General features: G+C 72.2%; 14 protein-coding genes and 2 pseudogenes. 9 read left to right on the forward strand and 7 right to left on the reverse strand.

What is annotated here, in order from left to right; translation table 11 throughout:
* The 3 genes and pseudogenes from NBZ85_RS15165 to NBZ85_RS15175 form a co-directional block, all read left to right on the forward strand.
* Positions 1–293 (forward strand): annotated as a pseudogene (locus NBZ85_RS15165) (sensor histidine kinase); the annotation flags it as partial.
* Positions 294–441: 148 nt separating this feature from the next.
* Positions 442–1,200, forward strand: a complete 759-nt coding sequence (locus tag NBZ85_RS15170; protein ID WP_261556684.1) for an O-methyltransferase — start codon at positions 442–444, stop codon at positions 1,198–1,200.
* A gap of 160 nt (positions 1,201–1,360) precedes the next feature.
* Entirely contained in the window at positions 1,361–1,804 is a 444-nt protein-coding gene (locus tag NBZ85_RS15175; RefSeq protein ID WP_261556685.1) for a carboxymuconolactone decarboxylase family protein, read from the forward strand.
* A 33-nt stretch (positions 1,805–1,837) separates the two neighbouring features.
* Here NBZ85_RS15175 and NBZ85_RS15180 read toward each other — a convergent pair whose 3' ends face one another.
* On the reverse strand, positions 1,838–2,719 hold the full coding sequence (locus NBZ85_RS15180) for an SDR family NAD(P)-dependent oxidoreductase (protein ID WP_261556686.1): 882 nt from the start codon (positions 2,717–2,719) through the stop codon (positions 1,838–1,840).
* A 124-nt stretch (positions 2,720–2,843) separates the two neighbouring features.
* Positions 2,844–4,271, reverse strand: a complete 1,428-nt coding sequence (locus NBZ85_RS15185; protein ID WP_261556687.1) for a hypothetical protein — start codon at positions 4,269–4,271, stop codon at positions 2,844–2,846.
* Between the two features lie 348 nt (positions 4,272–4,619).
* On the opposite strand from NBZ85_RS15185, the gene NBZ85_RS15190 reads away from it, so the two are divergent.
* Entirely contained in the window at positions 4,620–5,879 is a 1,260-nt protein-coding gene (locus NBZ85_RS15190) for a globin domain-containing protein (protein WP_261556688.1), read from the forward strand.
* Positions 5,880–5,960: 81 nt separating this feature from the next.
* On the opposite strand, the gene NBZ85_RS15195 is transcribed toward NBZ85_RS15190, so the two are convergent.
* A complete protein-coding gene (locus tag NBZ85_RS15195) occupies positions 5,961–7,646 on the reverse strand; it encodes an HD domain-containing protein (protein ID WP_261556689.1) in 1,686 nt (561 codons plus the stop codon).
* Between the two features lie 551 nt (positions 7,647–8,197).
* On the opposite strand from NBZ85_RS15195, the gene NBZ85_RS15205 reads away from it, so the two are divergent.
* The gene (locus NBZ85_RS15205) at positions 8,198–8,455 is read left to right on the forward strand and encodes a hypothetical protein (RefSeq protein WP_261556690.1); all 258 of its coding nucleotides are present in this window, start codon (positions 8,198–8,200) and stop codon (positions 8,453–8,455) included.
* A gap of 68 nt (positions 8,456–8,523) precedes the next feature.
* Here the strand turns inward: NBZ85_RS15205 and NBZ85_RS15210 are convergent.
* A pseudogene (locus NBZ85_RS15210) lies at positions 8,524–8,889 on the reverse strand (toll/interleukin-1 receptor domain-containing protein); the annotation flags it as partial.
* Positions 8,890–8,963: 74 nt separating this feature from the next.
* Entirely contained in the window at positions 8,964–9,542 is a 579-nt protein-coding gene (locus tag NBZ85_RS15215) for a hypothetical protein (protein ID WP_261556691.1), read from the reverse strand.
* A 487-nt stretch (positions 9,543–10,029) separates the two neighbouring features.
* Here NBZ85_RS15215 and NBZ85_RS15220 point away from each other — a divergent pair, with 487 nt between their 5' ends.
* The gene (locus tag NBZ85_RS15220) at positions 10,030–10,509 is read left to right on the forward strand and encodes a hypothetical protein (RefSeq protein WP_261556692.1); all 480 of its coding nucleotides are present in this window, start codon (positions 10,030–10,032) and stop codon (positions 10,507–10,509) included.
* Positions 10,510–10,646: 137 nt separating this feature from the next.
* Positions 10,647–11,360 carry a VIT1/CCC1 transporter family protein gene (locus tag NBZ85_RS15225; RefSeq protein WP_261556693.1) on the forward strand — a complete coding sequence of 238 codons (714 nt, stop codon included), beginning with the start codon at positions 10,647–10,649 and terminating at the stop codon, positions 11,358–11,360.
* A gap of 19 nt (positions 11,361–11,379) precedes the next feature.
* On the opposite strand, the gene NBZ85_RS15230 is transcribed toward NBZ85_RS15225, so the two are convergent.
* Positions 11,380–12,294: a CbtA family protein gene (locus NBZ85_RS15230; RefSeq protein WP_261556696.1), complete on the reverse strand. Its 915-nt coding sequence runs from the start codon at positions 12,292–12,294 to the stop codon at positions 11,380–11,382.
* Positions 12,295–12,308: 14 nt separating this feature from the next.
* Positions 12,309–12,521: a CbtB domain-containing protein gene (locus NBZ85_RS15235; RefSeq protein WP_009742976.1), complete on the reverse strand. Its 213-nt coding sequence runs from the start codon at positions 12,519–12,521 to the stop codon at positions 12,309–12,311.
* 866 nt (positions 12,522–13,387) lie between these two features.
* Here NBZ85_RS15235 and NBZ85_RS15240 point away from each other — a divergent pair.
* On the forward strand, positions 13,388–13,930 hold the full coding sequence (locus NBZ85_RS15240; protein WP_261556694.1) for a peptidase inhibitor family I36 protein: 543 nt from the start codon (positions 13,388–13,390) through the stop codon (positions 13,928–13,930).
* A gap of 138 nt (positions 13,931–14,068) precedes the next feature.
* A complete protein-coding gene (locus NBZ85_RS15245; RefSeq protein ID WP_261556695.1) occupies positions 14,069–15,010 on the forward strand; it encodes a hypothetical protein in 942 nt (313 codons plus the stop codon).
* The last annotated feature ends 302 nt before the right edge of the window (positions 15,011–15,312 follow it).

The following is a 15,312-nucleotide window of genomic DNA, read 5'->3' on the forward strand; positions in this document are numbered from 1 at the left end:
TGTATAAGAGCCGGCCGCGCCGTGCCGATCGGCGGGGACATGGGCTTGGTCTCGCGATCGTGCACACCCTGGTGACCGCCGACGGCGGGACGATTGCGCTGGTCCCCGCCACGGCCGGTGGCCTGTGCGTCGTGCTCGACCTGCCATGGGCGAGCCCGCAGCCCGGCGAGAGCGCCGCGGCGGTGCCGCCGCAGCGGGCCGGGGCCGGCCACCTCCGGCATCCCCCGGAACTCGGGCTCCTGGACATCGTCGACGATCCCCCCGGGGACCACGAGACCGGCCGAGAACGCTGACGAGCAAGCGCTGGGCTCGCCGCCACCCGTGGTCCCATGTGTGATCTTTACCGTTTCTTTCCCTGCCGAACCGCGGCAACGCGCCGGCAATGCGCCGCCGGGCGGTTATTTTCGCACCGAGCGACCAGGGATGGAGCACCCACTGATCATGTCGACAAGCCCGACACAACGCATTCGGGAAGCAACGGCGCTCGGCGTCGAGACGGTTCGCCGCGAGGTCACCAGAGGCGGCCGGGGCTCGAAATCCGCCTTTCTCAACGGTAAAATCGGCGCATATCTGACCGAGCACAGCTCACCGCCCGACGAGGTCCTCGGCGACCTGTCGACGGTCACCGCCACACTGCCCGAGGCGGAGATGCAGGTGCCGGCCGAGCAGGGCACACTGCTGACCATCCTGACCGCCTCGATCGCCCCCGGTCGGGCCATCGAGGTCGGCACCTTCACCGGCTACTCGGCCCTGTGCATCGCCCGCGGCCTGCCGGCCGGTGGCCGGCTGCTCTGCCTCGACGTCAGCGAGGAATGGACTGCGATCGCCCGCAAGCACTGGGAGCGGGCCGGCGTCTCCGACCGGATCGACCTCGTCCTCGGACCGGCCGCCGACAGCCTCGCGGACCTCGCCGAGGAACCCACCTTCGACCTGGCTTTCATCGACGCGGACAAGGTCTCCTACCAGCGTTACTACGACCTGCTTGTGCCTCGCATGAACCCCAACGGGGTCATTATCGTGGATAATGTGCTGCAATATGGTGCAGTCGTGCGCCCGCGCTCGGAGAATCCGGCGGTGGTCGCCGTCCGGGAGTTCAACCGGCTGCTCGCCGCCGATTCCCGGGTACAAGTCGTGATGCTGCCGATCGCCGACGGGCTCACCATCGCCCGCAAGCTGCCCTCCCCCCGCGAGGGCGACTAGTGCTCGGCTGGCGCGGAAGCGACCGGTGCCGGCCGCACCGTCCCGGTCGGGCCGTGTCACACAACGGCCGGCAGCCCCGTCCCTCCCGACAGGGGTCGCCGTTCGGGCGGCCCCGTCCCGGGGCGGCAGGCCCCGGCCAGTCGGGAAGGAGAGCAGGGAGATGACTCAGCGGTTGAACGTGGCGCAGGTCGCGCCGGAGGGGTACCGGGCGATACTCGGCCTGGAGCGCTACGTCCGGGAGAACGTCGACGGCACGGTGCTTGAGCTGGTCAAACTGCGGGCGTCGATCATCAACGGCTGTTCGTTCTGCGTGGACATGCACAGCCGGGACGCACTCGGGGCCGGGGAGTCCTCGCGCCGGCTGTTCGCGGTCGCGGCCTGGCGGGAGGCTCCGTTCTTCGACGAGCGCGAACGGGCGGCACTCGCGCTCACCGACGAGGCCACCCGGCTCGGCCCGGACGGAGTGAGCGACGAGACCTGGGCGCTGGTCACGAAAAGCTGGTCGGAGAAGGAGGCCGCGGATCTGATCCTCGCCATCGTGACGATCAACGCCTGGAACCGGATCGCGATCCCGAGCCGGCAGAGCCCACCCGTCGACGCCTGACGGGAGCTACCGCGTCGGCGTCGGGCACAGGCCTCACAGGGTGACGGAGGTGTCCCCGGGGTAGAGGGTCCAGCCGTCGCCGGCGCGCCCCCAGCCGCTGGACGCCCAGGCGCCGCCGTCGATGTTGAGCGTGACGCCCGTGATGTACTTCGCCCGGTCGGAGCTGAGGAACACCGCCGCGTCCCCGACCTCGTCGGCATGGCCCTCCCGGCCGAGCGGGACGTAGCGCTCCACGTCGGCCTGGCGCTCCGCCGACAGCGGCGGCAGGTTGTCGGGGTCGACCGGGCCGGCGAAGATCCCGCGCATGCCGGCGGTGGCGGTGTGGTCGGGGGCGAGGGCGTTGACCCGGATCTGGTCCTCGCCCAGCTCCAGGGCCATCGTCCGGGTGAAGGAGATCATGCCGGCCTTGCAGGCGGCGTAGACGGCGTACAGCGGCGCCGCCCGCTGCCCCTCGATGCTGGTGATGTTGAGGATCGACCCGCCGACGCCGCCCGCGGCGATCAGCGGCGCGGCGGTCGACGTCGCCGCGATCATGCTGACCAGGTTGATGTCGATGTGCCGGCGCCAGCTTCGCTCGCTCTGCTTCAGGAAGCGGTTCGCCTTCACCCCGCCGGCGTTGTTGACGAGGATGTCGAGCCGGCCGAACTCGCCGTGCGCGGTGGTGATCGAGCCCGCCAGCGCCTCGGTGTCCATCACGTCGGTGGGCAGCACCAGCGCCGTGCCGCCCGCCTTGGAGATGATCTCGAGCGTGCTGGCGGCCCGCTCCGGATCGATCTCGACCAGCCCGACCGACACCCCGACGCGGGCCAGCGCCACCGCGATGGCCTGCCCGATGCCGGCCCCCGCGCCGGTGACCACCGCGGTCCTCCCAGCCAGGCCCAGCTCGAACGACTGCTCCGGGATCGCCTGCGTCATCGTCGCTGCTCCTCTGGCACGGCTGGACAGAATCTGGCGCTGCTGGACAGCAGCAACACCTGGTGAGACACCAAACCACCACGCACCGGCCAGCGGCAACCGGACGCCGGCGCCGGCGCCGGGTTCACGGACCCGGCGCGGGCAGGGCAAGCATCCGGTCGAGCAGGCCGGCGAGGAAGACCGTGTGCCGGTGCAGCAACGCCCGGTCGAGCTTGTCGAGCTGGTCGCCCGGCCCGACCTGGAGCAGGTACGCCGGCCCGCTGATGAACTCCACCGTCGGCAGGCCGAGCCGGTAGGGGAACGTGCCCTCGCCGTAGAGCCCGTCGCCGGCCGGCGGGAGCACAGCGGCCCGCGCGAGCCCGCCGGCCCGCACCTCGTCGAGGGCGAGCCGACGCAGCCGGTCGCTGTGGCCGACGGCGACGACGACCGGTTCGCTGCGCCCGGTCGGCCCGTAGGGCTCGGTGCCACCGCGCTCGTCCCAGCCCATCGCGCCGAGGTGCTCGGCGACGAGCGCCATGGCGAGCGAGGCCCGCAGCCGTGGGTGGGCGCGCAGCCAGGCGTCGGGTTTCACCGTCGCGGCGTCGGCGATCATGTGCGCCGGGGAGAACAGGAACAGCGCGCCGCGCCCCCGCCGCGCCTGCGGCCGGTGGGCGAGCCGCTCGGCGAGGGCGAGCAGCGCCGGGCCGCCGTTCTCCTCGACCGCGTTCTGCCCGTCGGTGTGCGTGGCGACGAGCACGTCGCCGTACGTTCCAGCGGGGTCGGCAGAGGCGGCGGGGGCGGTGCCGGGCAGCCGGGCCAGCAGGTAGTCGACGGTGGCGTCGTCACGGCGGGCGGTCAGGACGACGGTGGCCCGCAGCGGGCCGAGCGCGAGCAGGGCGCGCAGTCGGGCGCCCTGCTCCCGGTCGACATGCAGGGTCGGCAGGCCGGCGTACTGCTGCTGGTGCGGGGTGTACTGGCCGGCGGCCAGGGGCGGCGGCAGATCGAGAATCTCGATCATCGCGACGGCGCCGTGCCGGCGGGCGAGGGCGAGGTCGGGTGGCGCCGGGACGCCGAGCCACACCCGCGTGTAGTCCTCGGCGGCGAGCCCTGCCCGCGCGCCGGGCGGCTCGACGGCGTCGGCGAGGTCGGTGAGCACCTGGGCCGGCAGCCGGCTGACCCGTCCGTCAGCGAGCACGATCGCGCCGTCCACCGACCGGTTCTGGTAGTCGGCCGCCTCGCCCGCGCCGACGTCCACCACCGAGGCCGTCACCCCGCGGGTCGACGTCTCGCCGGAGTACGGGCGGTAGGAGGCGGCGGGCACTGTGGCGCTCACCCCGCGCGCGTCGACGACCCGCAACGACCAGTCGTCGGCCAGCCAACGCGCGAGGAGGACGGGATGGCGGGTCACCTCGAGGCCCGCCCGGCGCAACCGGACATCGAGGTCGTCGATGTGGCGATGGTGCGCCGGCGAGCCGGGCAGCCGCGGGCCGAACGAGACCATCCGCTCGACCGACTCCCACAACCCGTCGGGACCGACGAGGCCCGCCAACCCGCCCCGTCGCGGTCCGGTCATCGTCGCGGAGGCTATACCCGCAGTGATATCGGCGTCGACAACGGACGGTGAACGACACCATGGGGCCCGAAGAGTGGGCCTGAGGACCGCTCTTCCATATGCTTGCACATCCAGCTACTACAACACGTAGAAGTGGAGCTGGTCCGGATGAGCACCGGTCCCGCCACAGGGGTCGTCCTGCGCCTGACCCAGTCCAGCGACCTCGACGTCGGCCCTGGCGGCTGATCACCGGAGCAGCGGATTCCCACCGCAGCCCATCGCCACCGTGCCATCGCCACCGTGCCATCGCCACCGTGCCATCGCCGCTGTGCCATCGCCGCCGCCAGGTTCGAGTCCGGAGGTCATCCCATGCTGTCCGAACGTTCCGCCGCCGTCGTCGGAGCGACCGTGGGCGTCGTCGCCGAACACGCCGTCGAGATCACCGCCGCGTTCTACCCGCGCATGTTCGCCGCCCATCCCGAGCTCGTGAACCTGTTCAACCAGGGCAACCAGGCAACCGGCGCGCAGCGACAGGCGCTGGCCGCGGCCATCGTCGCCTACGCCAGGCACCTGCTCGACGGGTCGCAGACCTCGTTCGCCCCGGTGCTGCGCCGCATCGCGCACAAGCATGTCTCGCTGGGCGTGCGGCCCGAGCAGTACACGATCGTGGGCCAGCACCTGCTGGCGGCGGTCGGCGAGGTGCTCGGCGAGGCGGTGACCCGCGAGGTGCACGACGCCTGGGACGAGGTCTACTGGCTGTTCGCCACCGCGCTCATCGCCGAGGAGGGGCGGATCGCCCAGCGCGTCGGCGCCGACCCGGAGCGGGTCTGGCGGCCCTGGCGAGTGACCGCGCGCACCGCGACGACCGTCCAGGTGGTCTCCTTCGACCTCGTGCCGGCCGGGCCCGAGCCGCTGCCAACCTACCTGGCCGGCCAGTACATCTCCGTCGCGGTCGACCTGCCCGGCGCCGAACGGCAGGCCCGGCAGTACAGCCTGTCCCGGGCGCCCGGCGCGGGCAGCCTGCGGATCACGGTGCAACGGGTGCCCGCCGCCGGCAGCGCACCCGAGGGCGTCGTCTCCTCCCACCTGCATGACCAGGTCAAGGTCGGCGACATCCTGGACGTGAGCCCGCCGACCGGCGACGTCACCCTCGCCACCGGGGCCGACCCGCTCGTGCTGATCAGCGCGGGCATCGGCGTCACCCCGATGATCGCCATGCTCGGCCACACCGCCCGGCTGCAACCGGATCGCCAGGTGGTGGCCGTGCACGCCGACCGTTCACCCGACCGCCACCCACTGCGCTCCGAGATGATCGAGGTGGGCGCCCTGCTGCGGGACTTCCACCTGCACACCTGGTACGAGTCCGGTGCCGGCAGCGCCGCAGGTATCGGCAGGGCGGCGGGCGTCGGCAGCGCGACGAGCCCCAGCGGGGCGCGGGGGGAGTCCCGCCACACCGGCACGTTCGACATCGACGCGGTGCCCCTGCCCGACGGTGCCCGCGCCTACCTGTGCGGGCCAGTGCCGTTCATGCGTGACGCCCGCGCCGGCCTGCTGCGCCGCGGCGTGCCGGCGCAGCGCATCCGCTACGAGGTCTTCGGCCCCGATCAGTGGGCCGGCTCGCCGACCTGAGTGGCGGCGGCGACCTGACCCGGCGGCGGCCGGCGTACGGGGCGCCGGCCGGTCGGCCTGCCATCCGCTGACGGGCCGCCGTCAGCGGTCGAAGGTGTCCCGGGCGGGCACCGCGAAGCCCAGTTCGGCCAGCCGGTCGACGATCCGCCGCGGCGTCCGGCGTAGGCGGTGGGAGGCGATGAGAATCTCGGCCCGGGAAAACGGTCGATCGGCATAACGTCCCCGGGGGTCCCGGAGCATGGTGACGATCATGGCGTCGTCGCCGTCGACGATGAGGCGTTCCATCCCGTGGGATCGGCGACCGCGACGCCGAGATGCCGGACTCGGGCGGCGAGCTCCTCGGGATCTCGCCGCAGTCTGCTCGCGGGCACGGCGGTAGCGGCAGGCATCGAGGGCGTTCTGGTAGAACTCGCGGATCGCCAGTCCGCGGTTGGTGTAGAGCTGCTCGCCCATGAGCAGCTCCTGCACCTTGTCCTCGGCCAGCCGGAACTGCGCGCCCGCCGAGCTGTAGACGGGCTGCCCGTCGACCTCGACGGCACGCACCGCCTCGGCGGTCGCGTGGGTGGGCAGATACGCCAGCGCCGGAATCTCCCCGGCGGCCCGGTGCGCCTCGGCGAGCAGGCTGTCGAGCTCGGCGGTGTGGCGTTCCAGGGCGACCTGGACGGCCTGGTGCTGGCAGCGGGCGGACAGGGCTCGGCCCGAGCGGCCCCGGTGCTGCCACTGCGCCCCGCGGATGGTCTCACCCAGCAGGGCGAGATCGACCGGGTCGCCCACGCCGAGATGCTCGACGATGACATCTGGCAGCGCGGCGGGTTCGAGGGCCATCCGCTGGCCCACGGTCACCAGATAGCCGACGAGGCGTTCCCGCAGGGTCATCTCGTCCCCGGTCGCGGGTGCGACCGTCACCAGATCGCGCAGCACCGCGGCCTGGCCGGGCCGGTTCAGATGGGCGGGATCGGCGCGCATCGCGGTCAACAGGGCGCTCGCCCGCCCGGCGGTGAACACCTCGCCGGCGGGTGTGTCCGGGTCGACCCCGACGAGCAGACCGGCGAGCGCCGGACCCCGGTAGGACACCGGCCGCCGGGCCACCCAGCGGTGCGCGAGCCACCAGCCGATGGCCTCGGCGGCGCCGGTGTCGCCGGTGCGGCGGGTCCGGTCGATGCGGCGTAGCAGTCGAGGGTGCAGCCTGGTGAAGTTCTCGAACTCCGCCCGGTCGGCGTCGTCCCCGCCTGGCAGCCGACCGCCGGGCCCGGGGCCGCCGGGATGGGCCACGGTTGCCCGTGCGACCAGAGCCGTCCACAGCGTTTCGTGCAGGAACGGCACCGCGATCAGCAGGCCGGCCTCGGCCGGTGAGAGCGGCGGTAGGTCGGCGGGCAGCCGGCGGACCAGGAACTCGATCCGCTTCATCAGCCGGAGCGCGAGCATCGGGTCGAGCCAGGGATCGGCCTGCAGCGCGGCCGCGGCGTGGTCGCGCGCGGCGCCGAGGCGACCGACGAGATCGACGGTTGCCGTTCGCAGTTCCTCGGCGGCCGGGCTGTTCGCCATGAGCGTCCACGCGACGTGCCGTTCGGCGGCACGCCGCCAGGGATGCTCCGGCAACGCCGACGAACCCGGCGAGGCCGCGGCCGGGAAGGGGCGGAACGCGCGCGGGTCGCAGTGCAGAACCGACCGCAGCATGCAAGGTGCCCGGCCGGCACCGGAGGCGCCCGCGCCGCCCGGCCCGGCGGCGGCCAGGCGGTGGCGCAGCGCCTTCTCCAGCGTCTGCACGTCGGCCGGCACCACGGGGGTTGGCCAGGACGTCCAGCAGGGCCCGCAGCAGCGGCGATCCGCCGCCCGGACGCGGCGACTCCCGGATCAGGTAGGCGACCTCGGTGCCCGCGGCGGCGGCAAGGCGCCCCGCGGACCAGCCGTCGCCGGTCAAAGCCGCCCGCACCTCGTCGTCGGCGAAGTCGTCGGCGGCGTCGACGATCACCAGCACCCGGCCGGCGGCACTGCGGGAGATCATCTCAGACCAGTCGAGGGGCACGCACAGGTCCCAGAACGGCTGGTAACCGAGGTCGGCGTCGGCGGGAACGAGGAAGTCGCGGCCTTCGTGGTGGACCCCGTGACCCGCCAGGACCAGCAGCAGCGTGTCGTCGGGCGCCGCGTCGCGCAGGAAGGCGTGGATCGCCGACTTGATCGCGCTCGTACCGAGCCGCGACCGGTCGTGAACGTCTGCCCGGTAGCCGACCCGCTCCAGCACCTCGGCGGTGGCGTCCACGAGCGGCGCGAGCCACGGCGACGCGGGCAGACCCTCCCCGTCGTAACCGGGCACGCCGATGAGCAGTGCGCGGCACTCACCCACCGTCGCGGGCCCCGACCTCGTCGGCGCCGTCCCCGACCGGGCCGACGGCGTCTGGACCACCCGGGCTGTCGGCACGCCGTCCGGGAAGCCGGGGAAGAACGGCGCGCGGCGGGCGCTCGGGGCTTTGGGTGGGATGGGTCCGCCGCCCGGGAAATGCGGTTCGGCTGGAGGCTTCGCCCGGCCGGAGATCGCCGCCTGCACGGCGTTGAGGAGGACGTCGTGGGCGCTGTGAGCGGCCAGGCCGAACAGGTCGACGGAAACCCTGGAGCCGAGCACCCCGGGCCGCTGACAGTCCTCGATCCGGACGGGAAGCAGGCGGCGGACCGCGCCGTCCGGATCGGCGACGAACGCGGCCTGCCACTCCTGCTCGCCGTACACCGAATCCAGGTAGGCGGCGGAGAGGACCGCCAGCGTGCGGGTGCTGTACCGGATGCCGTCCTGCATGGCGGCGGACCAGTTGGAACCCGCCACCATGTCCCAGGCCTGCACGAGCACCTTGAAGCCCGCGGCCTCGAGCTGCCAGGCGATCCACTCCGCCCAGGCCCGGTCCCGCGCCGTGTAGGAAATGAAGAAATCCCAGCGGCCGTCGGTACGCGGCCGGTCCAGTCCCCCGGTAGCCATCACCCAAATTGTGACATGGGGCATCAGATCGGTCGCCCCGCGCATCACTCATCGACGCCGCCCTCGCCCACCCGAGGACCGCCGACTGAGCTCGCCGCCGCCGGCGGCGGAACCTGGCATCAGGCGCCGGTGGGCCGGCCGTTCGGTGGCGCGCCGGGCCCGGTGCCGAGGGGCGCCGGGTCGCGCAGGTGGGGCGGGACGTCGACCTGAACCGTCTCGCCGTAGGCCAGGAATCGCATCAGGACGAAGAACCAGTGCGGTGGCCACACCTCCAACCGGACCGGGGGCTGGCCATCCATCATGATGATCATACCGATCGCGTCCACGGAGGAGGCACGCAGGTACGGGTAGGCGATGTCGAGCCAGCCGGAGGACAGGCCCAGTGCGATCCGGTGGTTGGTCAGGAAAAGCTGGCCGGTGGCGGTGGGGCGCCACTGGACCGCCGCGGCCACCTCGGCCCGGCGGCGCTGGCTGCCGTTGTACAGGGCGCTTCCGAGCAGGGATGCGCCCACCAGCAACGGGCTCCCGAACGCGACGAAGAAACCCTGGTTATAGGTGACGTCCTGGCCGATGTGCTGCCAGAGTCGGACGGGCGCCTGCGCGAGCACGGCCTCACCGGGCGCCAGCACGATGGCGGCGGGCTGCGGCTGCGGCCGCCACCCGGTGGCAAGCGCGTTGCCGAGATCGGCGCCGGCCACCCAGCTCTGCTCGTACGGGCTCCTGGGACGGGCGCCGGCCGGCACCGCGTCGGAGCGATTCGGGTCAGACCCCTTCGGGTCGTGACGGGACACGGCGATATCACCCCGGCATCCTCAGTGCGAAACGGTGTCGAATCTATTGTTCATCATGCGGGGCCGATGTTGTCGGCATCGGTCCGGATCGGCGTGCGCCGGGCCAATTCCGGTGGGGGCGCCGGCTGTGCGATCGGGTGGCCCGCAACAGCCGAGAGGCCAGTCGATCCGCGGCGCGGACGCCAGGCGGCCGGGGCCGGCCGAGCGGGACGGATACGGATCTGCCGCGCTGGGAGGAGCCACGCCGCGGGTTTTCCCCCCTGGGACGGCTGCCTGCCATTTGCCATGCTCGATGCGCGCTACGCGAAAGGTGAGGGATGGGACGGGGACCGGTCGGCAGAATGCTGGAGGTGACCTGCCGGCACGACCGCACCCGCGGCCGCGGCCGGCCGGCATGACCGCCGGCACGGAATGGGAGATCGAAGGAGCCGATCTGCCGGCACTGGTGCTGCCGGACACCGACGGCCTCGTCATCGCCGGCCCGGCGGGCGCTGCGGCCGGCGAGGAGTGCGTCGGGGTCGACTTCGTGCCGGTGGAGCCGGGCACGCTGTTGCGGGCCGCGGTGGACGCCGCCGCCTGGCCGCACGTCGGGTCCGTCACCGTGCACCCGCGTGGGCAGCCGCCGGCGCGGACCCGGCTGGCGTTCCTCATCGGCCGCCAGTTGCGGATCGAGCGGTCGGCGGTCGGCTGGCACTCACCGGTGGTGACCCTCGGCCTCACCCTGCGCCCCGAGTCGGCCGGCGGGCAGGGGCTGCGGATGGTTGCCCACCACGTTCGGTTGCACGACGGCGACGGCTGGAGCCGGCACACTCTGTGGGAGGTCATGGGGCTGCGCCAGTATGTGACCTGGCTCGACCGCCGACCGGCGAGCTGAGGCGCGGGCCGCCCCGACCACGCGCAGCGACGGCGTGGGTGGCTCCGGACCGACCTCACCTGGCGGGAAAATTGTCACAGAGAGGAAGGGCATCCGTACCCGTACGGTCCGGGTTTGGCCGTGCTGAAATGCTCCCTATGGCGGCAGCAAGCATGATGACCCGGCACCGGGAGCGGCACAGTGCGCAGCGGGCTGGCTGGCTGCGGGCGGCCGTCCTCGGCGCGAACGACGGGCTGGTGTCCACCTCCAGTCTCATCGTCGGCGTGGCGGCAAGCGGCGCATCGAGCGGCGCGATCCTGACCGCGGGCTTCGCCGGGCTGACGGCGGGGGCACTGTCCATGGCGGCCGGCGAGTTCGTGTCCGTCAGCGCCCAGGCCGACGTCGCCCACGCCGATCTCGAGCTGGAGCGGGCGGAGCTCGCGGCAAGCCCGGTGGCGGAGTTCGCCGAGCTGGTCGGCATCTACGAGCGCCGCGGCCTGCCACGCGACCTGGCCGAGCAGGTCGCCGAGGCGCTGACCGAGCGCGACGCCCTCGGCGCCCACATGCGCGACGAGCTCGGCCACAACGAGACCAACGAGGCCCGGCCGACGCAGGCTGCGGCGGCGTCGGCGGGCAGCTTCACCGTCGGCGCGCTGGTGCCGTTCCTCGGGATGGTGGCGCCCACGGGCACCGCCCGGCTCGTGGTCATCGTCGCGGTGACGATGCTGGGCCTGGCGTTCGCGGGGGCGTTGGCGGCGCGCGCTGCAGGCACCGCGCTGCTCCGCCCCACGCTGCGGGTCGTGCTGGGCGGCTGCGCCGCGATGGCTGTGACCGGTCTGGTCGGCGTCCTGGCCGACGCCGCCGGCGGGTGAGGGCGGCGTCGGCCAGGGCCTACCCTGCGGCGGTGGTGGGTGCGACGGCGGTGGTGGGTGCGGCGGTGGGACGGTCCGCCGCCGCGGCGGCGGCGGACCGCGCCTGCCGGCGGGCTGGCGAGGCGGCGAGGCGTTCGGCGAGCTGGCCGAAGGCGAGCGCGATCGTCGCCCACAGGACGAGCTGGCTGATCACCGAGTAGAACCGGAACCGGAACAGCAGGTCGGCGGGGAAGCCGGGGTAGACGATCGTGCCGTCCGGGGCCGTGAGCGGCTGCGGGGTCTCGGTGGCGAAGTCACCGAACTCCGCCCGGTTGGACCCGACGTGCCCGAACGGAGGTAGTAGGGCCATCGCGACGCCGACAAGCACCAGGAACACGACCGCCGCAAGCAGGCTCGCATTCCACGTGCCGACGCGGCCCGCCAACCACCGGCCCACCACGACCGCGAGCCCCAGCGCGATCACCGAGACCGCGACCATCGTCACGTACAGGGCGCTGCGGGCGCCGATTGTCTCCTCGTGCCCGACCGCCGGCGGATTGGCCGGGTACTTCGCGAACGGGACGAGGTAGAGGCCGACGAAACCGGCCCCGGCGAGCAGTGCCGCCAGCACCCGTGGCCGGATGTCCGGGTAGCGGCGCGAGACGATCAGGTAGACGACGACGAACAGGCCGCCCACCGCCAGCCCGAACAGCGCCATGCCCACGCCGATGCCCAGGTCGCGCTGCACCGAGCGGCTGAAGACCTCACCGTGCTCGTGAGCGCCGGCGGCGAGGCCCGCCGCGGCGTCGAGCGCCTCCTGCGCCTCGTGCCGCCCGTCCTCGTAGTCGATCGCGTCCTGGATGAAGGGCTCGGCGAAGATGCGGGCGAAGACGAACGCCAGCAGCCCGCCCAGCAGGCCGACCCCCAGACCGCGGTAGATGTAGCGGAACTCCATCTCCACGCCCCCGCTCAGTGGCAGGGGAACCCGAGGAAGTGGCGCGCGTCGTGAACGAACTCGTGGATATGGGTATCCGAGCCGAACAGCGACGTGGCGCCCTGATCGACACCGATGAAGTAGAGCAGCAGCAGCGACAGCAGCGCCGTGAGCCCGAGCGCCGCCCGGCGGGCGGTCAGCGGGAAGGAGATGGATCGCTGCCTTGACTGGGCAACGGGTGTGGTCATGGAGGCCCCCTCAGGGATCGTGCGTCCCGGTTGTTCGAACCACCTGCGCTCGGGTCTGACTCCCGGTACCGCCGCCCACACGGACAGGCAGACCGGTCACAGTGGCGCGACCGCGCCGGATTCCCACCGGCTTCCTCACACAAGCGATCGGAGTATGCGGTTCGCGCCATGCCGCTGTCAACGTCTACGAACTACGCAAATGGCTCAAGAGAGCAGGTAGAGGGGCCTATCGGGCGACGGGCTACACGGCCACCTCGCTCGACGACCTGACGGCGGCCACGATCCCGCCCAGCAGGCCAGCCTGGTGCTCGTCGTGCTGCGCGGGATGTTCGGGCCCCAGCGACCGCGCCTGACCACCGCCCCGGCACCGCAGGAAAACGACGGGCATACAAGGAGTCGGACAAGATCCTTTCGGCTATTCCACTAGTCCTGCGCCGGCGGACGGGGCGAGTCCGGTTCACGTGAAAGCCGGACGGGACGAGTCCGCTTAGTGGAAAACCCGGCGAGTGGCGGTGTCGCGTACCCGTCACCACCGCGTTCCGACCCCGGCCATGGCGCGAATACACCGCTCCTCGCCGCGAAAGTCAGCCGGAATTTCCCCGATTATGCGGGACATGCGCCACCCGGCTACCTGTGAATCCGGCTCGACACGCGCCACACCAGCATCCTGGACACCCTGGACCCGACGCCATATTTTTAATCCGCACCCAACATTCCCCTAACCAGACAGTCGCTTTCGCCGAAACCCGGTCCAGCGGCGCAGTATTCTTTTCGTTTCACCTGCCCGGGGATGGCAATCAGGACAGCATGGCGCCGTTTCGGGGGCGGCGTTCGGAGCATTTTCCCATCGACACAAGGAGCATGACATGAACAGGACTTCCCTTCGCCGTGGCCTCGCCCTCGCTGTTGGCGGAGTAGCGGCCGCCGGCATTGTCGCAGCCGGGCAACCGGCCCTCGCCGCCGGCGGTGGTGGGTCGTCCACAACGGCGGGTACCAGCGTGCCCGCGCCCGTCGCCAGCTTCGGTCTCAGCACCGCCTCGACCAAGTCCAAGTCCGGCCGCAACGACGTAGGTGGCAGCACGGCGCACATCGACGGGGTCTGCAACCTGTACAGAACCGGCGACGGCGACCTGTGTCTGTGGTACTTCCAGAAATACCGGGGAAGCCACGCGGACTTCTACATCTCGGACAACAACCTCAACAACAATACCTTCAACTCGCCCGGTACCGGGCAGGGCTCCCGGGTCGGAAACAATTCCGAATCCGCCTGGAACTACGACCAGTATCTCACCGCTCGCGTCTACACCGGCGTGAACAGCACCGGCACCTGGGGCATCATCTCCCCGAGCAGCGGCGGTAACTTCACCAGCACATTCATCAACAACGTCGAGTCCTTCATCTGGACCTGATCCCACTCACGTACCAAACCCATCCGCTCTACCGCGCCCGCCGACGACGCCCCGTTTCAGGGCCGGCCCCGTCCCCAACCGGCCGATCAGGACCGGCCCTGATCGGCCATGCCGGCCGCGGTGACCGACAGGAGACCGATGCCCCACGACGCGGACCGCCTCGGCCGGCAGCACCCTCCCCGCCCGCGGGCCGCCCGGTGGGCGGCGACGGCGGCGCTGGCCCTGGCTGCCGCCCTCGTCGCGGGCTGCGGGAACCCACGGCCCGCCGCACCCGCTGCCGTCTCGGCAGGTAGTCCACCGGTGGTTCTCGACGGCGCCGCGCTGCACCTTCCTCTCGACCGGTACCTGCTCGGCCCCCACGAATCCGCCGCGGTCGCGCAGGCCTACCGGGCGCTGCTCGACCAGTGCACGCGCAGGTTCGGGCTGCCTGATCCCCAGCTGCGGACCGCCGACGCGAACCTGCCGGCCACACTGAACGAACGCCGCTACGGCATCACCGACGCGGCACTGGCCGCGACGGCCGGCTACCGCGTGGCGAAGCCCCGGCCGGTCAGCAACTCCCCGACGCCCGCGGGATCGACGGCACCGCCGGATCCCAGGACGCTCGACATCCTCACCGGTCGGCACCCAGGCGCCGTCGACGGGCGGCCCATCCCGGACGGCGGCTGCTCCGGTGAGGCGAAACGCCGGCTGAACGCAGGCGCCCCCGGTGGCACGGACCTGGACCTGGCCCAGCGGCTCTCCCAGACCAGCTATTTCGCGTCCGGCCGCGACCGGCGCGTGCAGGACGTCCAACGCGCCTGGTCGGCCTGCATGCGCACGCATGGTTTGCGCTATGCGTCGCCGCTGGCCGCCGCCGCCGATCCACGGTTCCGCACGGGTCCGGTGTCGACGACGGAAACCGCCGTCGCGGCGACCGACATCGCCTGCAAGAAAAAGACCAATCTGGTCGGCGTCTGGTTCAGCGTCGAGTCGGAGCTCCAACGGCCCGGCCTCGCCGCCAACCGGAAAACGCTGGAGAAGATCCGGCAGACCAACCAGATCCAGCTGAAGGTCGCGCGCGGCCTCGGGATCGGCTGAACTGCCTCCCGCAAGGCCCGCCCCGCGACCAGCGCGCCGATCCATCAACACGGGCCTGCCCTATTCCGTCTCGGCCGGCAACGGCGGCAGCGACGCATGCGACTTCTCCCCCGCCAGGCTTCCCCGCGCCATCACCATGGGCGCGACGACCACCGACGACCACCGACGACCACCGACGACCACCGACGACCACCGACGACAGCCGCGACATCTCGTACTCCAACTTCGGCAGGTGCGTGGACCTGTTCGCCCCCGGCACGGACATCACGTCGGACTGGAACACGTCCGGCTCCGCCACCAAC

Origin of the sequence: Frankia tisae (assembly GCF_025403405.1) — a bacterium.
GTDB classification, from domain to species: Bacteria; Actinomycetota; Actinomycetes; order Frankiales; family Frankiaceae; genus Frankia; species Frankia tisai.